At 69.9% G+C, this 19,999-nt stretch carries 18 protein-coding genes; 7 read left to right on the forward strand and 11 right to left on the reverse strand.

What is annotated here, in order from left to right; genetic code table 11:
- Nucleotides 1–714: 714 nt before the first annotated feature.
- Nucleotides 715–960, forward strand: a complete 246-nt coding sequence (locus P3102_RS16420) for a hypothetical protein (protein ID WP_276370275.1) — start codon at nucleotides 715–717, stop codon at nucleotides 958–960.
- Between the two features lie 6 nt (nucleotides 961–966).
- Here the strand turns inward: P3102_RS16420 and P3102_RS16425 are convergent, their stop codons facing one another.
- The 4 genes from P3102_RS16425 to P3102_RS16440 form a co-directional block, all read right to left on the reverse strand.
- A complete protein-coding gene (locus tag P3102_RS16425; RefSeq protein ID WP_276370277.1) occupies nucleotides 967–1,968 on the reverse strand; it encodes a LysR family transcriptional regulator in 1,002 nt (333 codons plus the stop codon).
- Entirely contained in the window at nucleotides 1,965–2,606 is a 642-nt protein-coding gene (locus P3102_RS16430; RefSeq protein WP_276370278.1) for a sigma-70 family RNA polymerase sigma factor, read from the reverse strand. Before P3102_RS16430 ends, P3102_RS16425 begins: the two co-directional genes overlap by 4 nt.
- Nucleotides 2,591–3,946: an alpha-lytic protease prodomain-containing protein gene (locus P3102_RS16435; protein WP_276370280.1), complete on the reverse strand. Its 1,356-nt coding sequence runs from the start codon at nucleotides 3,944–3,946 to the stop codon at nucleotides 2,591–2,593. Before P3102_RS16435 ends, P3102_RS16430 begins: the two co-directional genes overlap by 16 nt.
- Nucleotides 3,947–4,346: 400 nt before the next feature.
- Entirely contained in the window at nucleotides 4,347–5,543 is a 1,197-nt protein-coding gene (locus tag P3102_RS16440; RefSeq protein ID WP_276370281.1) for an MFS transporter, read from the reverse strand.
- 55 nt (nucleotides 5,544–5,598) lie between these two features.
- Here P3102_RS16440 and P3102_RS16445 point away from each other — a divergent pair, with 55 nt between their 5' ends.
- On the forward strand, nucleotides 5,599–6,144 hold the full coding sequence (locus tag P3102_RS16445; RefSeq protein WP_276370283.1) for a hypothetical protein: 546 nt from the start codon (nucleotides 5,599–5,601) through the stop codon (nucleotides 6,142–6,144).
- Between the two features lie 111 nt (nucleotides 6,145–6,255).
- Nucleotides 6,256–7,641 carry a PepSY-associated TM helix domain-containing protein gene (locus P3102_RS16450; protein ID WP_276370285.1) on the forward strand — a complete coding sequence of 462 codons (1,386 nt, stop codon included), beginning with the start codon at nucleotides 6,256–6,258 and terminating at the stop codon, nucleotides 7,639–7,641.
- Here P3102_RS16450 and P3102_RS16455 read toward each other — a convergent pair.
- On the reverse strand, nucleotides 7,631–8,527 hold the full coding sequence (locus tag P3102_RS16455) for an SDR family NAD(P)-dependent oxidoreductase (RefSeq protein WP_276370286.1): 897 nt from the start codon (nucleotides 8,525–8,527) through the stop codon (nucleotides 7,631–7,633). The two genes, P3102_RS16450 and P3102_RS16455, sit on opposite strands and share 11 nt — an antisense overlap.
- An 82-nt stretch (nucleotides 8,528–8,609) precedes the next feature.
- On the opposite strand from P3102_RS16455, the gene P3102_RS16460 reads away from it, so the two are divergent.
- Nucleotides 8,610–9,185 (forward strand): TetR/AcrR family transcriptional regulator, encoded by a 576-nt coding sequence (locus tag P3102_RS16460; RefSeq protein WP_276370288.1) that lies wholly within the window; start codon nucleotides 8,610–8,612, stop codon nucleotides 9,183–9,185.
- Between the two features lie 171 nt (nucleotides 9,186–9,356).
- Here the strand turns inward: P3102_RS16460 and P3102_RS16465 are convergent, their stop codons facing one another.
- Entirely contained in the window at nucleotides 9,357–9,998 is a 642-nt protein-coding gene (locus P3102_RS16465) for a TetR/AcrR family transcriptional regulator (protein ID WP_276370290.1), read from the reverse strand.
- A 363-nt stretch (nucleotides 9,999–10,361) separates the two neighbouring features.
- Here P3102_RS16465 and P3102_RS16470 point away from each other — a divergent pair, with 363 nt between their 5' ends.
- On the forward strand, nucleotides 10,362–11,576 hold the full coding sequence (locus P3102_RS16470; protein WP_276371200.1) for an HNH endonuclease signature motif containing protein: 1,215 nt from the start codon (nucleotides 10,362–10,364) through the stop codon (nucleotides 11,574–11,576).
- 1,084 nt (nucleotides 11,577–12,660) lie between these two features.
- Here the strand turns inward: P3102_RS16470 and P3102_RS16475 are convergent.
- From P3102_RS16475 to P3102_RS16485, 3 genes are read right to left on the reverse strand one after another with little or no spacing between them, the layout of a single operon-like run.
- Nucleotides 12,661–13,836: a 4-hydroxybenzoate 3-monooxygenase gene (locus P3102_RS16475; protein ID WP_276370291.1), complete on the reverse strand. Its 1,176-nt coding sequence runs from the start codon at nucleotides 13,834–13,836 to the stop codon at nucleotides 12,661–12,663.
- A gap of 32 nt (nucleotides 13,837–13,868) precedes the next feature.
- The gene (locus P3102_RS16480) at nucleotides 13,869–14,639 is read right to left on the reverse strand and encodes an IclR family transcriptional regulator (RefSeq protein WP_276370293.1); all 771 of its coding nucleotides are present in this window, start codon (nucleotides 14,637–14,639) and stop codon (nucleotides 13,869–13,871) included.
- 25 nt (nucleotides 14,640–14,664) lie between these two features.
- A complete protein-coding gene (locus P3102_RS16485) occupies nucleotides 14,665–15,897 on the reverse strand; it encodes an SLC13 family permease (RefSeq protein WP_276371202.1) in 1,233 nt (410 codons plus the stop codon).
- A 284-nt stretch (nucleotides 15,898–16,181) separates the two neighbouring features.
- Here P3102_RS16485 and P3102_RS16490 point away from each other — a divergent pair, with 284 nt between their 5' ends.
- A complete protein-coding gene (locus P3102_RS16490) occupies nucleotides 16,182–17,348 on the forward strand; it encodes a PLP-dependent aminotransferase family protein (protein WP_276370294.1) in 1,167 nt (388 codons plus the stop codon).
- Between the two features lie 7 nt (nucleotides 17,349–17,355).
- Here the strand turns inward: P3102_RS16490 and P3102_RS16495 are convergent, their stop codons facing one another.
- The gene (locus P3102_RS16495) at nucleotides 17,356–18,309 is read right to left on the reverse strand and encodes a helix-turn-helix domain-containing protein (protein WP_276370295.1); all 954 of its coding nucleotides are present in this window, start codon (nucleotides 18,307–18,309) and stop codon (nucleotides 17,356–17,358) included.
- 101 nt (nucleotides 18,310–18,410) lie between these two features.
- Between P3102_RS16495 and P3102_RS16500 the strand changes: the two genes are divergently transcribed.
- Nucleotides 18,411–19,412, forward strand: coding sequence for an NAD(P)H-binding protein (locus P3102_RS16500; RefSeq protein ID WP_276370297.1), 1,002 nt, complete (start codon nucleotides 18,411–18,413; stop codon nucleotides 19,410–19,412).
- On the opposite strand, the gene P3102_RS16505 is transcribed toward P3102_RS16500, so the two are convergent.
- Nucleotides 19,402–19,902: a D-alanyl-D-alanine carboxypeptidase gene (locus tag P3102_RS16505; protein WP_276370299.1), complete on the reverse strand. Its 501-nt coding sequence runs from the start codon at nucleotides 19,900–19,902 to the stop codon at nucleotides 19,402–19,404. The two genes, P3102_RS16500 and P3102_RS16505, sit on opposite strands and share 11 nt — an antisense overlap.
- Nucleotides 19,903–19,999 lie beyond the last annotated feature (97 nt).

Consider the following 19,999-nt stretch of genomic DNA (forward strand, 5'->3'; position numbering starts at 1 on the left):
TGAGGGACCCAGGGTCCCTCAAGGAGGCCTTCACGGACTCGCCACCCGACACGACAGCGTTGCCTTACTCCTCAGTAATGTCGGTGGCATCGCTGTCTGGTTCGTTGCCGGAAAACGGCGAAAGGGCTCAGAAGTGGCGTGAGGTCGGTTCGCGGCGTGGAAGCCGCTCGTACCGAGTGAGATAAGCGCGGTCCGGAACAGACGAGCAGGTAGTACTGATCCGCCATCGTGAAAGAAACTCAAGGGTTCAGAGGTGTCCACGGTGGACGGGCACGGCGAAGTCCGCCGCCTTCTGGTCGAGGATCTTGTGCGTCCGATCGGCGAGACCGCTCCACACCTTGTGTGGCCCCCGCCGGCAGCGACTGGATGATCAGCGGTTCCCCGCTGCCGTCCGCCCGGTGTCACGCCGCGTCGTCGACCGTCACGTGAATGCGGGCGAGACGTCCAGGGCGGCGGGTCCGTAGACCGGCACGATCCGGAGATTTCCGCTCGGTACCGCAGCACGACCAGGCCCATCGCGAGCTGCTCGGGCAAGGACGTGTCCACGACCAGCGACGGCGGCACCACCGGGACGGCCGAGGAGGCCGCCGCGCCCGTCGGACGACGTCACAGGTGTACGTCGCCGTGACACTTTCCGGTGACGGCCCGGTGAGCAGGCCGGATCCGGGGAATACACGGGTGTCGACCCGTCGGGTGGAGGAAAAGGAGAGAACGATGAAGTCACGTATGGCCGCGCTGGCGGCCGCAGTCACGTTCATGGTCTCCGCGGGAGCCGTCACCGCCTCGCCCGCCGGCGCGGACCCGGTGCCGGGCAACCCGCAGCAGTTCTACGTGTCGTGCGCCGTCGACCTGCTGGGTAGCCCGGTGAGTTGCCTGGAGTCCGACGAAGCACACGCGACACACGTCTGCCAGTACGTGTTCACGATGTTCGGGATCGGCCTCGACTGCATTCAACGCTGAGCCGGCTCAGGTACCGAGCCAGCCGGGGTTCGCCGCGGCCCAGCCGGGAAGACGATGGCGGATCGCGCCGGGCTCCGAGATCGCCTGCGTCAGTCCACTTCGGACAGCGGCGACATCGACGGGTGAACCGTCGCGCCACAGCAGAAGATACCGCGTCCTCAACGGAACGCCGCGCAGGGCCACCACCGGACCGGGCATCGTGGTACCGGAATCGAGGGACGGGACCGGCGCGACCGCACGGGGATCGTTCCGGACGGTCTGCCACAACGCCGTCGGTTCCACTTCCCGCACGGTGATCGCACCGAGGCCGGCGCGAGCGCACTGATCGGTCAGGTGAACGCGGAACCCCTCGTCCACCCCCGCCACTGTCCACCAGGCCGAGCCGACCAGTTCGGCCAAGGACACCTCGCCGCGTTCGGCGACGGGATGGTCCGGGGACACGAGCACGAACACCGGCTCCGTTCCGACGGGAAGCAGGTGAACGCCCTCCGGCGGAACGATCTCCTGTCCGGGGTGGTCCACGTACAGCGCCAATTCCACCGTGCCGTCGAGGAGCGCGGTGAACAACGCGGTCCTGCCGGTCATCGTGTCCAGTTCGACCGGACGACCGGGGGCAGTGGCGGCGACCACGCCGCTCAACGTCTCGGTGAAGACGGTCGGGAACGCGCCGATCCGGAGCGGACTTGCAGGCGGTGTGCGGTGGAACCGGCGGATCGCCGATTCGAGTTCGTCCGCCGCGGCCAAGACCCGTTTCGCGTGTTTCAGCAGCACGACGCCGAGCGCGGTGGGGCGGATGCCGTGCCGATCGCGTTCGAACACCGTCCGCTCCAGCGCCCGCTCCACCCGGTGCAGTTGCGCGCTCAGCGCGGGCTGGGAGAGTCCGAGTGCGGTCGCGGCCGTCGCGAGACTGCCCGCCGACGCGATCGCGTCGAGAAGGCGCAGATGCCGGACATCGATCTCCGACGGCCAGGAATGGCCGTCCCCGGGACCGATCAGGGGGCTGATCACAGGTCGTCCTCGTCGATGATCGTGCGGAGCTTGTGCAGCGCGCGGTGCTGGGCGACCCTGACCAGGCCGGGGCTCACCCGCAGGATCGCGCCCGTCTCGGGCGCGGTCATGCCGATCATGATCCGCAACCGGAGGATCTCCTGCTGGATGCCGGGCAGGGTGCTCATCAGGCGCGTCAACCGGTCGTGGCCGTCGGCGGCGAGGGCGTGGCGCTCGGGTTCGTTGGGCTCGGGCGTCGCGCGGTCGGGCGGATCGGACGTGGGCTCCGATCGGTCCCGTGCTCGCCATCGGAAGGCGGCGGTGACCTTCCGGGCGGCGATCCCGAGGACAACGGTGAGGAAGGAGCCGCCGGTGGTCCGGGCGGTGGGCAGCGCGGCGAGCACGGCGAGGCAGGTTTCCTGGGCGACGTCCTCGGCGGCGATCACCCGCGCGTCGGTTCCGTCCATCCGGCTCCGGCAGTAGTTCGCGACCACCGGCTGGACGATGCTCATCAACTCGTCGGTCGCCGCGGGATCACCGCGGCGGGCGCGGGGGACGAGGGATTCGAGCTCCGCCGCCTCCGCGCCGCCGTCAGGGGAAGGAGCCGCCCCCGGCGAGGTGAGTTCGCCGGGGGCGGTCCAGGTCAGGCGAGTTCCCAAAGCGCGGGCACGTTCGGCGGTTCCCAGCCGGGCATGGAGGTGTGCGGCTGGATCACCCGGTAGTTGCTGCCGTCGTAGCTGGCGGTCGCGCCGGAGCCGTAGTAGGTGTACGGCGCCCAGGTGCCGCCCGGCGGGTTCGACGTGGTCGGGCTGGTCGGAGTGGTCGGGGTGGTGGTCCTGGTCGGCGTCGTGGTGGTGCTGGACGGCGGGTTCCCGCTGACCGTCAAACGAAGGTTGTAGACGCTCAGGATCTCCGAGATCGGCTGGAAGTAGATGGTGCCGCCGGAGGTGCAGTTGCCGGAGCCACCGGAGGTGACGCCCTGCGCCTGGTCTCCGGTGAGCCACGAACCGCCGGAGTCACCGGGCTCGGCACAGGCGTTCGTGCGGGTCAGGCCGGTGATGGTGCCCTCGGGATAGGTGACCGAGGTGTTCTTCTGCAGGATGGTGCCGCAGCGCCAGCCGGTGGTGGAGCCGGAGCGGCACACCGAGGAGTTGACCGGGGCCTCGGTCGAACCGGCGACCGGCACGGTGCCGGGGTAGCGGTTCACCAGCGGACGCGGGGTGTTGCCCGCGTCGGTGCGGACCCAGGCGTAGTCGTTGCCGGGGAAGCTGGAGCCGGCGACGGTCCCGCTCGGGTTCGAGGTGCGGGTGCCGGTGGTGCCGCAGTGCCCGGCGGTCACGAAGCCACCGTCGACGGCGAAACCGATGGAGCAGCGGCCCGAGCCGAAGGTGTAGGCGTTGCCGCCGATGATGTCGATCAGCGGGCGCGGGTCTTCGGTGCTGGCTTCGACCCGGACCAGGTCGGACGGCACGCCGGAGTCGGCCGCCCACGACTTCGCGGCGGCTTCCCCGCCGGCGTTGGCGAGCACCACGATCGAGTTGGTGGTGACGTCGGTGAACCAGCCGGGCACGGTGTTCGGTGCCTTGCCGGACTTGGCGTCCAGCCGCAGCTTCGCCGCGTCGAGATCGGTGGCACTGCGGGCGACGGTCTTCGGGATCGCGCCCGCGGCGCGCACCAAGTCGGCCTGGGCGGCGTCGGTGACCGCCACGGTGAGCGTGGCCCCGGTGCCGTCCAGCCACGAACCGGCGTACGACGTGCCGAGCTGCCTCTTCAGCGTGTTGTCGGCGACCGCGGCGCGCTGTTCGCTCGCGAGCCGGAGCTTGGCCTGCTCGGGGCTGATCTTCAGGTCGCGGGCCATCGCGGCCAGCATTTCGGACTGGGCCTGGTCGCCGGCGGTGGCTTGCTGACCGGCGCTCGCACTGGGGGTGAGGGCGATGGCGGTGACCAAGCCTGCCCCGGTTATGGCCGCGGCAGCCGCGGCTAAGATCTTTCTGTTCATGTCGGCGCTTTCCTCGAAACTGGCGGGGGAGGGGGATTCGTCCCCGACCGTACGAGGCGCCTCACTCGACTGGTACATACCATTTGGGTCATATCGCCCGGCTTGAACGTGGGATGATATGGCGGGATTTCCTGGCGATCCGGCCGATGAATCCGTTGCGGTGCAACGGTTCAGTCATCAGCGGAAGAAGCCGGAGCCAGCCGCCCGAGCCGATCCGGCACGGCGTTCCCTGTCGTCAATACCGTACTTTTGAGGGGTAGGGCAAAGGGAAGACCGGAACTTCTCACAGAGTGAGGAAGTGCCCGTCGTGCCGGAAGGGCCGGCCACGCACGGATGCGCGGCCGGATCAGCCGGGTCACCACCGGGCGGTGATCAGGTGCGCGGTCACAGCGGCGGCGAACTAGACATGCTTGATCGGGGCCGCGACCCGGAAATCTCGCGAAGAGGGAACGAGTGCGGCGGCCGCCGGAGCGGCGAAGCAGACGACCGCGCAGACCGCCAGAACCGGCGCCGCCCCGAACCGGTCGATCGCGGGCGCGATGAGGGCCAGCCCGGCGGGCGCCAGGCCGTAGGAGAACAGGAAGTCCAAAGAGGACACCCGGGCGAGCTTGCCCGGCTCGACCTCCCGCTGGGTCGCGGTGAACCAAGGGACGTTGAACAGTTCGATACCCAGCCCGGCGACGGCGTAAGCGGCCACGACGAAGGCCGGATGCACCGGGAACAGCAGGCTCAGGGGCGCGAAGCCGTAACAGCCGAGCCCGATCAGCGCCGCCCAGCCCTGCCGTCCGGGGCGCCAGCGCGCGATGACGACCGCACCCGCGAGCGCGCCGATCGTGTACGCGGTGAGCCCGGCGGCCAGGACGGCTTCGGTGTCGTAGCGGTCGCGGCTGACCAGCGGCAGCACGACGCCGGTGGCGGAATAGCCGGTCGCTATCACGGCGGTCAGCGCGCCGAGCCCGGCCAGGAACCACGGATGACGGCGGGCCTCGCGGAGGCCGTCGGCGAACTCGCCGAAAAAGCGGGCCTTGGTCGTGGCCGGGGCGGGGGCGAAAGACCCTCGCGGCGGGATCAGGGCCGCTCCCAGCCACAGCACCCCGGTCCCGATCACCAGAGCCGGCGTCGGGACGAACCGGGAGAGCAGGGCGGTGAGACCCGGTGCGACCAGGGTCGTGACCCGGACGGCGAGGGTCATCGCGGCGTTGGCCCGCTGCCGCCGATCCTCGGTGATCACCTCCGCGGTCAGCGCCTGGAACGCCGGGCGGCACGCGCCCTGTCCGACGCCGACGACGGCGGCCGCGACGGCCGTCAGCAGGACGGAACGGCCCATGCCCGCCGCGATCGGGGGAGTGGCGACACCCGCGATGAGACCGGCCCAGAGCACGACCCCGCGCCGTGAGTACCGGTCGGCCAGCACCCCCGCCACCGGGACCGCCACGAGGAACCCGGCCGTCCGCGCGGCCAGCACGATGCCCAGGTCCACGGCCGAAAGCGACCGTTCCAGCACGGCCAGTCCGAGGATGAACGGCAGTGCCCAGGTCGCCAGTCCGGAGGCGGTGTTGCCGGTCCAGAGCCGGACGAACGACAGGCTGCGGAGCACCGGGTGACGATAGCAAGGAGAGACAGCGGGCCCGGTCGCGCTCTACTCTGCCTCCGTGCGCACGCCGACCCCGACCCGAGGCCCGGCCCGGCGCCTCCGCGGCGGGGCCGTGGGGGTCCTGACCGGCACCCTGGCGACCGGCGCCCACGTCGGGACCAGCGGACGTGTCCCCGACCTGGGCGTGGTCGTACTGCTCGTCGCCCTGCTGAGCTGGGTGGCGTACGCGTTCGCGGGCCGGCGGCGCGGCCCGCTCGCCATCCTCGGCCTGGTGGCCGGCGGGCAGGTGGCGATGCACGCTTGCCTGACCTTCCTGACCTGGCAGTCGCATTCCCGGCACACCGAAGCCCCGGACAACGGCCTGGCCATGGCGGCCGGGCACGCCGCCGCGACCCTCGTGGTGGTCGTGGTGCTCGCGGGCGCCGAGCAGGTCCTGTTCGCGCTCACGGCGCTGATCGCCTCGGTCCTGCCGCGGCGTCCGGCCCCGCGGCCGGCGACGGCGCCGCTGCGGATCCGCGTCCCGCTCGCGGTGGAGTTCCCCGCGAGCGAGGCGCTGCTGCGTGACGTGCTCTCACGGCGCGGTCCACCGCTGTCGTTCGCCTGATCCCCGAAACCCTGCCGAGCCATGCCCCGGCAGGGCTCAGCACGCGTGCCGTGAACATCCCGGCGCGCGGCGCAGGCGCACGCCTCCCCACCGACGCCTCAGGAGTTCCCCATGGCAACGCAAACCGATCCGACCACGAGTCCACCCCGCACGTCCGGCTGGCGCGGACTGTTCCTCCGGCTCCACTTCTACGCCGGTGTCCTCGTCGGCCCGTTCGTCCTCATCGCCGCGCTCACCGGCGTTCTGTACGCGGCGACCCCGCAGTTGGAGTCCTGGGTCTACGCCGATCAGCTCCGGGCACCCGCGGGGCTGAACCAGGTCTCCCTCGCCGACCAGGTCAAAGCGGCTCAAGCGGCCAACCCCGGCGGTGACCTCGTCGCCGTCCGGCCCGCTCCCGAACCGGGCGACACGACCCGCGTGCTCTTCGCCCAGGACGGGCTCGGCGAGTCCGAACGGCGCGCGATCTTCGTCGACCCCGCCACCGCGCAGGTGCGCGGGGACCTCGTCGCGTACGGCTCGAGCGGCGCCTTGCCGTTCCGGACCACCCTCGACCAATTGCACCGCAACCTGCTGCTCGGCGAACCGGGACGGCTCTACAGCGAGCTCGCCGCCTCCTGGCTGTGGGTCGTCGCGCTGGGCGGTCTCGTGCTGTGGGTGAGCCGCCGCCGCACCCGCCGGAACGAGAAGGCCGAGTCCGCCCGCGGGAAGTCGGTGCGCCGTCACGGATCCGTCGGCCTGTGGGTACTGCTCGGCGCGCTGTTCCTTTCCGCGACAGGGCTGACGTGGTCGACGTACGCGGGTGAGAACGTCTCGGCACTGCGCGAATCCCTCGGCTGGGCCACGCCGGCCTTGCAGGTGACCGGCGCCGATGAACACGCCGGACATGCCGGGCACTCGGGTCACGGTGAAGCGCCCGCCGCGAAGCCCGAGAGCGTGGACGCGATGCTCGCTTCGGCTCGTGCCGCCGGGATCGATGCGCCTTCGGTGGAGATCGGACTGCCGACCGAACCCGGCGCTCCTTGGCAGGTGGCGGAAATCGAACGCGGCTGGCCGACGCAGGTCGACGCCGTCGCGGTCGACGAGACCACCGGGCAGATCCTGGGCGAGGTGCGGTTCGGCGACTACCCGCTGATGGCCAAGCTCGCCCGCTGGGGAATCGACGCGCATATGGGTGTGCTGTTCGGCTGGCCCAACCAGATCCTGCTGCTCCTTCTCGGCGTCGGCCTGGTCACGCTGGTCGTGCTCGGCTACCGGATGTGGTGGCGGCGCAGGCCGACCCGGGCCACCGGGCTGACCTTCGGGCGGCCGATCCCGCGCGGGCAGTGGCGCAAGGCCCCGCTCGCGCTGGTGGTGGGTCTGCTCGTCCTCGCCGCCGCGATCGGCTGGTTCGTGCCGCTGTTCGGCCTCAGCCTGCTGGCGTTCCTGGTGATCGACCTGCTGCTGGGCCTGCGGTCCCGCCGCCGGTCCGCGCCGGAAGCCACCGACGTCACGGTATGAGTTCCGCGCTCGCCGCCCACGACCGGGCGGCGAGCGCGGTGTCGGCCAGCTTGCCCCGAACCGGTTCCCGCCGGGGTGCACCGCGCAGGCCGAACAGCCGGGGGCCGAACATCTCGCCACCGCGCACGGCGGGATCGAGGACGGCCCGGACGGCGGGCCAGGCCCCGGCTTCCTTGCCCTGCAACAGAAGCCCTGCCGGAAACTTCCGCCCGCCCGGCGCCGCGTGCACCGGCCTCGGCGGGGTCAGCGAGTCGAGCGCGCCACCGGGATGGTCGACGACGCTCAGCACCGTGCTGCCTGCGGCGCGCAGCCGCCTGTCGAGTTCGAAGGCGAACAGCATCTGTGCCTGCTTCGACCGTGCATAGGCGCGTTTGGGCTGGTAGTCGCGTTTGCTCTGGAGATCGTCCGGATCGAGCGCCGCGGACTTGCCCACGAAACTGCCCGTGGTGACGACGCGGCCGGCCTCCGCCGCGGCGAGCAAGGGCATCAGTCGGCGCACCAGCACGAAATGGCCGAGGTGGTTGGTGGCGAAGGTCAGTTCGAGACCATCGGTGGTCTCCTGCCTCGGCTGATCCTCCAGGAGCACGCCCGCGTTGCACACGACGGCGTCCAGTCGCTCGATTGCCAGGGTGTCCACAGAGGACTCGATGGACGAGAGATCGGAAAGTTCGAGCCGCAGGTGCCCGAGGTTCGCGTCCGGGACCCGGGACCGGATCGAGGCCATCGCGACGTCGGCCTTGGCGGTGTTCCGGCTGCCGAGGAGCACGGTGGCCCCGGTGCCGGCGAGCTGTTCGGCGACGAAGTAGCCGATCCCCGCGTTGCCGCCGGTGACCAGGAAGGTCTTGCCGTCGGCTCGCGGCAGGTGGTGGACGTCCCAGTGCGTCATGACGGCCTACCTCTCGACGTCGAAGTCACTCCGAATATACACTCACTTCGATTTCGAAGTGATTTCGATGTAGAGTGACCGCATGGGACGGACCGAGCCGAACAGGCGTGAACGCAAGAAGGCGGCGACACGCCAGGCCCTCTCGGAAGCGGCGCGAGAGCTGTTCCTGGAACGGGGATTCGACGACGTCACCGTCGCGGAGATCGCGGAGGCCGCGGACACGGCGGTGTCCACGCTGTTCGCGCACTTCCCCGGCGGCAAAGAGGCGCTGGTCCTCGGCCACGGGCACGAACGCGAGGCGGCACTGGCCGCCGCGGTGCGTGAACGAGCCGAGGGCGTCTCGATCCTGGAGGCTTTGCGAAACTTCCTCGCGACTCGCGGTCCGTTCGCTCCGGATCCCAGCCCGCTGGCACGCCGTGTCGCGGACCTCGTGCTCGCCACCCCGGCATTGCGCGCCTCCGCCAGGACATTGTGGACGGGCTGCGAGGACGCGCTCACGAAGGTCATCGCCGAAGAAGCCGGACAGGACGATTTCTCCGTACGGTTGCTGGCCCGCTATGTCCTGGAGGTCCCGGACCTGGCCGGTGCCGAGCCGGATCCCGCCGCGGCGCTGGAAGCCGCTTTCGTCTTCCTGCGGCGAGGCTGGCCGGGGTTCTGAGCGCGGGGCCGGGTACTCGTTTCTCGCCGCTTCGTGCACCCACGCCGTGCCGCTTCAGCTGTTCTCGGGTGCCGGCGGAAAGAGCTGGTCGAACACGTCAGTGCGGCCTTACGAGGAATTTTTCAAGCGACAAGGGAAGACGGCGTCCCGGGTTGTCGAGAGCGGGGCACTTCAGGCTGTCAGGTACTCGGTCACCAAGTCGCCCAGCATCAGGCGATAGTGGGCACGGCGCGCGGGGTCGAGCATGTCGCGGCCGAAGATCGCCGAGAAGGTGTGCCGGTTCGCGAGGCGGAACACGCAGAACGAGCTGATCACCATGTGCACGTCGAGCGCGTCGACGTCGTCGCGGAACCGGCCTGTCTCACGGCCGCGATCGAGAATGCGGGTGAGTACGTCGAGAGCCGGGTTCGCCATGCCGGACAAGGCTTCGGATCGCGCGATGTGCTCGCCGTGATGGATGTTCTCGATGCTCACGAGGCGAATGAAGTCCGGGTTCGCCTCGTGGTGATCGAAGGTGAGCTCGGCGAGCCGGCGGATCGCGTCCTCGGGTTCGAGGTGATCGACGTCCAGATCTTGCTCAAGGGCGCGGATGGTCGCGTACGCTCGCTCGAGAGCGGCGACGTAGAGCTGTTCCTTGCCGCCGAAGTAGTAGTAGATCATCCGCTTCGTGGTGCTCATGCGATCGGCGATCTCGTCCACTCTCGCGCCGGCGTAGCCCTTGTCGGCGAACTCTCTGGTGGCCACCGCGAGGATTTCGGCGCGAGTGCGTTCCTTGTCGCGCTGGCGCTCGACCTCGGACGACGGTACGGCCACCTGACTCCTTCCGAACCGCTGGCGGAGGCCTCACTCTAGCGCAGCCATCTCGCGTCGGCACCGGTATCGGGCTGTCGCTGAACCCGGCGCTGCGCGAACGGAAGCCGGTGAACCCGGGCTGCGTTGTCTCTGGCGGGTTTGTCTCTGGTGGTGGCTCCGCGAAGGCCTGGTGGCCGGCGGTCGGCGATCGGGACATCCGTTCGACGTTGGACAGTGTCCTGCGCCGAACTGGTCGGGACGCGGCTTTTTCGAGATGGCGCAAGAGATCGGCGAATATCGCTCAGTCCGGCCTTTGAGGCTTGACCCGTTTCTGTCGGTGGCCGGCCGTAGGTTCCTTCCGTGGCTACCACTGGGGCCGAACTCATGGCCGTTCTCGAGGAAATGACCGATTCCGAGCGTTTGGAGAAGATCAACGTGTTGGTGGATTCCCTGGACGACAGGGATTCCTTGCAGTTAGCGAAGAAGGCCAGTATCGCACTGGCCCGCATCGAGGCGCTTCGGTATCGGGCGTTGTCGCGGTTGAGCAAGGTGCGCGGTGGCGTACGGAGTGTGGTGCAGGAGGTGGCGATGGAACTGTCTCTTGTAGACGGTTACGCCGGCTCCCTCGTGGCGACCGGGGTGGCGTCGACGTCGCGATTGCCCCGGACGTTGTCGTTGATGGACCGCGGGAAGGTCGGCGGGTTCGCCGCGCAGAAGGTGGCGGAAGCGACGGCGTGGCTGTCCGATGAGGACTCCCTGGCGGCCGATGCGGCACTGGAGTCACGAATACCGGACAAGAACAGCGAACAGGTCCGGAAGGCCGCGAGCTACGCGGCGACCAGGGCCGACCGCTCCGGTGCCGAGAGACGCGTGGCCGAGCGCAGGGCGGGCCGCCGTCTGTCCATGGCGCAAGGCGAGGCCGGAGTCGCGTCGATCGAGGTAGTGGACGGGCCGGTCGAGAAGGTCGCCGCGGCGTACCGACGAATTCACCGGGAAGCGCATGCGCTCCGAAACCAGGGGGATACGCGGACGATGGACCAACTCCGGGCGGATATCGCCCTCGCCCTGCTCCTCGGTGGGCAGGGCGGCGTCTCCGAGCGTGCCGAGGTGTTCCTGTACATGGACCTCACCACGTACCTGGGTTTGAACGACGATCCCGTGAAGATGGCCGGACACGGCTACCTCCCGGCAGGCCTTGGCCGTCACATCGCCACAGGGCCGGACACTGTTCTCCGGCGCATCATCACCGACCCGCTCAGCGGCCAAGTCCAAGACCTGGGCAGAACGCGATATCGCCCCGATGCGGCGACGGCGGAGTTCGTCCGTGTGCGGGATCGCGAGTGCCGAAGACCCGGCTGCGATCGGGCCGCCCACACCTGCGAACTCGACCACTCGATCCCTTGGCAGTTCCAAGGCGAAACGAACGTGGCCGACCTGGTCACCTACTGTCGTCGTGACCACCGGCTGAAAGACGAACCCGGTTGGATCCACCGCCTCGACCCCGACGGCAGCCTCACCGTCACCACGCCCACCGGGCAGACCCACGTCAGCACACCGCCGCCGTTGCACGAGCCACGGCCGGATTCCCTGCCGTTCTGAGGCATTGCCGGGAAACGGTGACGGGTGGATGGCTGGCTCGCGGTCATGGGTGCGGTCTTGCGGCGGATGGCGGGGTGCGGATCAAGAGTGGGTGGTAGGCCGAGCGTCGCGGTTTGACGTGTTGCCGTCGGGTGCTAGGTGGCCGGGGCGTGGGTGCCGTTTCTGACGGTTAGGGGTTGATCGTTGCCGTGAAACGGCGACGGGGGAGGTGTCGAGTTACCGGCTCGCGGTCACCGGTGTGGCGTTGCCGCGAAATGGCGACGTCGCGAGTCCCGGCTCCGGTCGAGGCTCTCATCCAGGCAGGGTTTCCCGGCCTTGTCCCGGTCGTTGCCGCTCGGAGGTATCTGAGGTGAAGGTGCCATGTCCATAGTGGGTCAGGTCGGTGTCGCCGCGAAAGGGCGAAATCCATGTCGCCACTTGAGACTATTTGAGAGGTAAGCAAGGTGCCCGGACGTCGAAGCCTTTAATGGCGTCATCGCCACAGGGGATTCGGCACGCCCAGGACCGTCCACAGAGGGCTTCGAAGGGTTTTTAGCGCCCGATTCGGCACTTCATGCAGCCTCGCGTCGGGGTCATGAGTGGTGAGGACAGGTTAGGGCCAGAGTGTCTTGGATACCTACTGCATTGCGGCTTCGGCTGATCGCAAGTCACGTACTTCGGAGGGGCAAGGGTCGGCTGCGCCGGTGCATCTGCGGTACATGAAGGCCCCCTTCCTTGCGCTAGACGCAAGGAAGGGGCCTTCATGTACCGCACGAGAGAGAACCTCGACGGGCGGCATAGCAGACACAGGGGTCGTGACGTCCTTTGTGGACTGTTGAAACCACGTCAAGCCCCTTCCGAGATTTCGCGCCCGCCTCCGACTTCAGTACGTCAAGTTGCCTTACCCCTCAATAACTCGCCCGTCCACTTCACCGGCTCGCGGTCGCCACCGTGAGAGGGCGACGTGTCGGGTCCGGCTCACGGCGAGACTCGCCTACGGCAGCGCGTTGCCGTTGCCTGGCAACTGTCCATGGCGGTCAGCGCACGGCCGGGACCAGCCCTCAGCCCCCCGCCTCAGCCCCAGCCCTAGACAGCCGAACCCGGTTCAGAACCCAATCGGCAGTCCCGCGTAGTTCTCCGCCAGCCCCGCCCGCCCCGCCTCGCTCCGTGCCAGCCACCGTAGCTGCGAAAGTTGCAACTGCTGGTCGAACGGATCGTCCGATCGGTGCAGCATCGTCGTCATCCACCACGAGAAATGTGTGCACCGCCAGACCCGGCGCAGTGCGGTGTCGGAGTAGGCGTCGGCGAGGGCGGAGTGTTTGTCCCGCACCAAAGCCGTCAAGGCGGGAGCGAGGAGCGCGACGTCGGCGACGGCGAGGTTGAGGCCTTTGGCGCCGGTGGGCGGCACGATATGGGCGGCGTCACCGGCGAGGAACAGGCGGCCGTGCCGCAGGGGCTGCTGCACGAAGCTGCGCATCGGCAGCACGCTCTTGTCGGTGATCGGCCCCGGCGTGAGCGTCCAGCCGTCCTGGCCGTGGCCGAGCCGGGTCGCGAGGGCCTCCCAGATCCGCTCGTCGGACCAGGTGCCGATGTCGGTGCCGTTGGGTACTTGCAGGTACAGGCGGCTGACGGTGGCCGAACGCATCGAGTGCATCGCGAAACCGTCGGGATGCCAGGCGTAGATGAGCTCGTCGGTCGACGGGGCGACGTCGGCGAGGACGCCGAGCCAGGAGTACGGGTAGGTGCGTTCCCAAGTCTGCTTCGCGACGTCGGGAATCGCGGTGCGGCAAGGCCCGAAGGAGCCGTCGCAGCCGACGATGACGTCGGCGTCGAGCCGCTGCCGCATACCGTCCGCGTCGGTGAAGGTGAGGTGGGGCCGGTCGGTTTCGATGTCGTGGACGGCGGTGTCGGTGACCTCGTAGTGGATCTGCTGCCCGGCGGCCGCTCGCGCCTTGCCCAGGTCCTTCGTCACCTCGGTCTGGCCGTACACGGTGACGCTGCGCCCGACCAGGTCCACGAAGTCGAGATGGTGCCGCTCCTGTGGCCATTGGAGATGGATGCCGCGGTGCTCGTCGCCCTCGCGGTCGAGCCGGTCGGCGAGACCTGCTTCGCGAAGGAGGTCCACGGTGGACTGTTCGAGGATGCCTGCGCGGATCCGGGCCTCGACGTATGCCCGCGAGCGGGTCTCCACGATCACCGATTCGACTCCGGCCAGATCGAGCAGATGTGACAGGAGCAGGCCCGCCGGTCCGGCACCGACGATGGCGACTGGGGTGCGCATGACCGGATTCTGGCCGCGTGGCGGGCGAACCGCTAGCGTCCGCTTCCACTCAGTGAAACCGGCAGGCTCCGTCCGATTCCGGCGGCCGCGACCTGGAGCGCGGAGATCAGCCGTGCCCGGCCGCGGCTCAAATCGGGGACGACCAGGCCGAGCGCCGCGACGACCTCGCCGCCGGACGACCGGATCGGGACGGCGATCGAGCAGGCGCCCCGGCTCATCTCCTCGACGGTCTGCGCGAAACCCTCCCGGCGTACGCGCCGCAACTGCTCGCGGAGCCGTCCGGGCTGAGTGACGGTGTACGGCGTGACGCGGGTCAGCGAGGCGAGCACCTGCCGTCGGAGGTCTTCCGGAGCCCAGGCCAGCAGCACCTTCCCGATCCCGGTGGCGTGCAGCGGCAGCCGTCCGCCGATCCGGCTGACCACCGGCACGGACGCGTTCCCGGAGATCCGGTCGAGGTAGAGCACCTCGGCACCGTCCCGCTCACCGAGATGCACGGTGGCACCGGTCGCGCCGTAGAGATCCTGGAGGAAGGGAGCGGCGACCTGCCGCAGTTCGAACTGGACGGGCGCGAGCAGGCCGAGGTCCCACAGTCGCCTGCCGACGGCGTACCGATCCTCGCGCCGCTCCAGCGCGCCGAGGCCCACGAGTTCGCGGGCGATCCGGTGCGCGGTGGGCAACGGCAAGTCGGCGCGGCCCGCGAGTTCGCTCAGCGACAGCTCACGATGGTCGACGTCGAAGGCGCCCAGCAGCGCGAACGCCCGTGACGTGACACTGGCCCCCGGCGTGGACACATTCCCGGCCATCCGCACATTCTCTCACCGAGCGGAATCAAGGCATCAGGATCAGCCCGGCCCACAGTCCGGCGACGGCGAGCACGAGGGACGCCGGCACCGTGAGCAACCCGAGCCGGGTGAACTCGCCAAGATCGGGCCGGGTGTCGTGCCGGTGCAGGATCCGCCGCCACAGCAGCGTGGCCAGCGAGCCGACATAGGTGAGGTTCGGCCCGAGGTTGACCCCGATCAGCACCGCCAGTACCACGGGGGTGCCGCCCGCGGCGGCGAGCGGCAGCAGGACGAGCACGGCGGGCAGGTTGTTGATCAGGTTGGCCAGGACGGCCGCCACCGTGGCGGCGCCGAGCAGGGCGAGGAACGACGTCGAAGTCGGCACCAGGTGGCTGAGCGCTTCGTCCAGCCCGTTGTCGACGACGGCGCGGACCACGATCGCCAGCGCGAGCACGAACGCGAGGAACGGGATGCTCGCCGACCGCACGATCGAGGACGGCGAGGTCCGCCGCTGCGCGAGGGCGCGGCAGGCCAGGACGGCGGCACCGGCGAACGCGGCCCAGGCGGGGCTGACCTCCAGCGAGGACGTGAGCACGAACCCGGCCAGCGTCAGGCCGAGCACGACCAGGACGAACGCCGGGACCTTCCCGGCCGGGACAGCCTTGCCGCCACGAGGCCGGGCCGCCAGGTCGGCGGCGAAGAACCGGCGGAACACCAGATATTCGGTGAGCACCGCCGCGAGCCAAGGAAGGGTCATCAGCGCGGTGAACCGGAGGAACGAGACACCGGTCGCGGCGACGGCGAGCAGATTGGTCAGATTGGACACCGGCAGCAGCAACGAGGCCGAGTTCGCCAGATGCGCACACGCGTAGGCGTGCGGTTTGGCTCGCGCGCCCATCCGCGCGGCGGTGGCGAACACGACCGGGGTCAGCAGTACGACGGTGGCGTCCAGGCTGAGCACCACCGTGACCGCCGCGGCGACCGCGAACACGGCGGGCAGCAGCCGCTGTGGCCGTCCCCGGCCGAACCGGGCCATCAGCGTCCCGGCCGCCTGGAACAGGCCTTCGTCGTCGCACACCTTGGCCAGGACGAGCACCGCGCCGAGGAAGCCGACGACCGGGGCGAGCCTGGCCACCTCGTCGACGGCGTCGGGGACCGAGATCGCCCCGGCGGCCAGCACGATCCCCGCGGCGGGAACGGCGGCGACCGCCTCCGGAAGGCCGCGTGGCCGGATGACCGCGAAGGCCAGGACGATCAGCAGGAGGGCGATGGACACCATCTCGCCGGGAATGCCCGTCAGCGCGAACCTCCTTCTCATGAAGTCGTACCCGGCAATCTAGCCTGGGCGGATTCGGCGTCCGGACGCCGTGAGGAAACGGGGCTCGCCGGGTTCGACCTCGTGTCCGAACAGGTCACCGCGGGGCGCTGGGAAGCACTCCACCAGAGGCGCGAAAACGAGCCTGGGGCGGCCGGGCTGCTGCTAGGCTGGCGGCAGTTGCTTGCTCGCACGGGAAGATCCCCGGCCGCTGCACCGGAGCCGCACGTTTCTTCCGAGGAGCCTTCATGTCTCTTCCCCTCGCCCGTCGTATGGACGGCGTCACCAGTTCCCCCGTGCGCGATCTGCTCGCGCTCACCGCCCGCCCTGGCGTGCTCTCCTTCGCCGGCGGCATGCCCGCGCCGGAACTGTTCGACAGGGACGGCCTCCGCGCCGCCTTCGACCGGGCGCTCGCCGACAAGGCCGTGTTGCAGTATTCGCCCACCGAAGGGAATCCACGGCTGCGTGAGCTGCTCGCGCAGCGGCTGGCCGGTCGCGGGCTCCCGACCACTGTGGACGATCTTCTGGTCACCACGGGTTCACAGCAGGGTCTTCAGTTGCTGAGCACCGCGTTGCTCGATCCCGGAGCCACCGTGCTGGTGGAGGAACCGGTGTACCTGTCCGCGTTGCAGTGTTTCCAGCTCGCCGAGGCGCGGATCGTGCCCGTTCCCGGCGACTCGGAAGGGATCGATCCGGCCGCGCTGGACGAGATCGCGGCCAGGGAACACCCGTCGCTGCTGTACCTCGTCCCGACGTTCTCGAACCCGTCCGGCCGGACGATCGGTCCCGGCAGGCGTCGCGCGCTCGCGGAAGTCATCGCGCGCCACGGGTGCTGGCTCGTCGAAGACGATCCGTACCACGAACTGCGGTATCGCGGTGAACGCGAAGAACCGATGTCGGCCCGTCCGGAACTCGCCGAGCGCGCGATCCACCTCGGCAGTTTCTCGAAGGTGATCGCCCCGGGGATGCGGCTCAGCTGGCTCCGGGCGCCGAGGGAGCTGGTGCGCCGCGTCGCGATCCTCAAGCAGGCGAGCGATCTGCACACCTCGACGGTCGATCAGGCGGCGGCGGCCGAGTACCTGGCCGCCGCGGATCTCGACGCCCACGTGCGGACACTGTGCGCGGCCTACCGGGTGCGCCGCGACGCGATGCTGGCCGAACTGCCCGCGATCACGCCGCCCGGCACGACCTGGACCGACCCGGACGGCGGGATGTTCGTCTGGGTCACCCTTCCCGGCGGGACGGACACGGACGCGCTGCTTCCCGAAGCGTTGCGCCATGACGTCGCTTTCGTGCCCGGTTCGGCGTTCCAGGTGGGGGAGCCGGACCGGTCGGCCTTGCGGCTCTCGTTCGCCACGCACGCGCCGGAGACGATCGCCGAAGGACTGCGACGGCTGGGCAAAGCCTTGTCCTAGCCTTGTCCTAGCCGCTGGGCGGCTCAGCCGTGCGGAAAGTGCGGCGGTAGCTGTCCGGCGGCACGCCGACCGTCCGGTTGAAATGCCGTCGCAGGGTGGCGGCGGTGCCCATCCCGGTGGCTTCCGCGATCAGGTCGACACTGTCGTCGGTCCGCTCCAGGAGCTCCTGGGCGCGGCGGATGCGCTGGTTCAGCAGCCAGCGCAACGGGGTCGTCCCGGTCACCGACCGGAAATGCCGGGCCAGGTTGCGGGAACTCATGGTGGCCTGGCGGGCGAGGTCCTCGACGGTCAGCGGCCGGTCCAGCCGTTCGCTGATCCAGGGGAGCAGCCCGCCGAGCGGATGGTCGTCCTGTTCGGGCACCGGGGCGGTGACGAACTGGGCCTGCCCGCCCGCTCGGTGCGGCGGGACGACCAGGCGGCGGGCGACGGTGTTCGCGACCGCCGAACCGTGGTCGGAGCGGACCAGGTGCAGGCACAGGTCCATCGCGGCGGCCTTGCCCGCCGAAGTGAGCACGTTGCCGTTGTCGACGTAGAGGACGTCCGGATCGACCTCCACCGACGGATGGCGGGCGGCGAGGACGTCGGTGTGGGCCCAATGCGTCGTGGCTCGACGGCCGTCGAGCAGGCCGGCGGCCGCCAACACGAACGCGCCCGTGCAGAGGGACGCCACCCGTGCGCCCGCTTCGTGGGCGGCCCGCACGGCGTCGACGAGGTCCGGGGGCGGATCGACGCCGACGTCGGCCCAGCCGGGGACGATGACGGTGTCGGCCCGCGCGAGCTGGCCGAGCCCGTGGTCCGGTTCGAGGAGGAAGCGGCCGACCTTCACCGGCTCCGACCCGCAGACGCTGAAGTCGTACCAGGAGCCGGCGAACCCCGGCAGGCCCGTGCCGAAGACCTCGTGGGCGATGGCCAGCTCGAACTGCAGCATGCCGTCGGAGGCGGCGAGGGCGACCGTGCTCATGTCCGAAAGTGTACGCAGGATGGCGTTCCGGACACTGTCGGCGGACGGGAACCGCCGACAGGATGGTCCACAGTGGATCGATCGAGAACGGGAGAACCCTCATGGGTACGTACGACGTCGCGGTGTTCGGGGCTTACGGGCACACCGGGCGCTTCGTGGTGGCGGAGTTGCGCGAGCGCGGTTTCGGTGTGCTGGCGGTGGGACGGGACGAGGTGAAGCTGCGCGGTCTGCCTTGGCCCGATCTCGACATCCGGCAGGCGTCGGTCGACGACGCGGCTTCGCTCGACCGCGCCTTCGAGGGCGCCGACGCGGTGATCAACGCCGCCGGGCCGTTCGCCGACACCGCGGCTCCGGTGATCGATGCGGCACTGCGGGCGGGCGTCCCGTATCTGGACGTGGCGGCGGAGCTCGAAGCGAACATGGACACCTTCGCGCATTTCGCCGACCGCGCCGCGGGAGCGACGGTGATCCCGGCGATGGCGTTCTTCGGCGGGCTCGGCGATCTGATGGTCACCGCCGCGATGGGCGACTGGACGTCCGCCGACGAAGCGCACGTCGCCTACGCGCTGAGCAGCTGGCATCCGACCGAAGGGACCCGCGCGGCGGGCAAGGTGTCACGGGAGCGGCGCGGTGGCCGGCGGATCCGGTTCTCCGGCGGCCGGATCGAGTATCGCGACGACGCGCTGCCGGAACTGGACTGGGACTTCCCCGCGCCGTTCGGGACCCGCGCCGTACTCGGCGAGTTCACGATGGCCGACGTCGTCACCGTCCCGAGGCACCTCGCCATTTCCGAGGTGACCACGTACATGACCGTGAACGCGGCTCGTGAGGTGGTGACGCCCGAGACGCCCCCGCCCGGATCGGACGGCTCCTCCTCGCAGGAGTTCGTGGTCGACGTCGTCGTGCGATCCGGTGGCGTGGAACGGCGGATCGTCGCACGGGGCCGGGACATCTACGCGAGCACGGCACCGCTGGTGGTGGAAGCCGTGCAACGGGTGCTCGACGGCCGGACCGAGGCGACCGGGGTCGTCTCGGCCGGGGAGGTCTTCGACGCGGCCGACTTCCTGGGCGCGCTGGCCCCGCGGATCACCGTCACCGGGTGACACCTTCCCGCCGGCCTGGATGCGGCAGCCGCGCGGGCGGGGCCTCGCCGGGCCGGTACTCGAAATGCCACCACTCGTTGTCGTAGATCCGGTAGAGGGCGAAGCGGGCACCGTGCTCCTCCAGCCACTGCGCGCCTTCGCGCGGCCGGACGTCCAGCGCGGTGCCCCGGACGTGCGCGGAATCTTCCGGTGACAGGACCCGCTTTCGCCCCGCCTCCGCGAGGAAGAGGCGATGCTGTTCGGCGGCGTCACGATGTCCCGAGGTGACGCCGAGAAGTGTGCCGTGCCGCCAGAACGCCTCGGTCCTGGCGGCGGTGAACGCCGCGAGGGTGCCGCCGGTGAGCCCGGCGAGGTTCTCGGCCGGGAACCGCAGCGACAGTGCCCAGCCACAGGCGAGCCGCCGGGCGTGGCGGGGGGACCGCGGCCACGCCGGGATCAGCAGCAGCGCCGCGAGGACACGGGTGATGGTCGCGAGAACGAGTTCTTTCACGCCGTTCAGCGTCGGCGCCGTTTGTCCGAGGCCGATCACGGTGACGTGCGCGGACGTCGACGAAAAGGTCACCGTTCCGTACGAAGCACACGTGACG

The sequence above is a fragment of the Amycolatopsis sp. QT-25 genome, from assembly GCF_029369745.1.
Taxonomy (GTDB): Bacteria; Actinomycetota; Actinomycetes; order Mycobacteriales; family Pseudonocardiaceae; genus Amycolatopsis.

Bases quoted from the DNA above. Each gene is read 5' to 3' on its own strand.
- P3102_RS16500 (WP_276370297.1), top strand. From the start codon at position 18,411: ATGGGTACGTACGACGTCGCGGTGTTCGGGGCTTACGGGCACACCGGG.
- P3102_RS16455 (WP_276370286.1), bottom strand. From the start codon at position 8,527: ATGACGCACTGGGACGTCCACCACCTGCCGCGAGCCGACGGCAAGACC.
- P3102_RS16420 (WP_276370275.1), top strand. From the start codon at position 715: ATGAAGTCACGTATGGCCGCGCTGGCGGCCGCAGTCACGTTCATGGTC.
- P3102_RS16450 (WP_276370285.1), top strand. From the start codon at position 6,256: ATGGCAACGCAAACCGATCCGACCACGAGTCCACCCCGCACGTCCGGC.
- P3102_RS16470 (WP_276371200.1), top strand. From the start codon at position 10,362: ATGGCCGTTCTCGAGGAAATGACCGATTCCGAGCGTTTGGAGAAGATC.
- P3102_RS16490 (WP_276370294.1), top strand. From the start codon at position 16,182: ATGTCTCTTCCCCTCGCCCGTCGTATGGACGGCGTCACCAGTTCCCCC.
- P3102_RS16495 (WP_276370295.1), bottom strand. From the start codon at position 18,309: ATGAGCACGGTCGCCCTCGCCGCCTCCGACGGCATGCTGCAGTTCGAG.
- P3102_RS16485 (WP_276371202.1), bottom strand. From the start codon at position 15,897: ATGGTGTCCATCGCCCTCCTGCTGATCGTCCTGGCCTTCGCGGTCATC.
- P3102_RS16435 (WP_276370280.1), bottom strand. From the start codon at position 3,946: ATGAACAGAAAGATCTTAGCCGCGGCTGCCGCGGCCATAACCGGGGCA.
- P3102_RS16460 (WP_276370288.1), top strand. From the start codon at position 8,610: ATGGGACGGACCGAGCCGAACAGGCGTGAACGCAAGAAGGCGGCGACA.
- P3102_RS16475 (WP_276370291.1), bottom strand. From the start codon at position 13,836: ATGCGCACCCCAGTCGCCATCGTCGGTGCCGGACCGGCGGGCCTGCTC.
- P3102_RS16480 (WP_276370293.1), bottom strand. From the start codon at position 14,639: ATGGCCGGGAATGTGTCCACGCCGGGGGCCAGTGTCACGTCACGGGCG.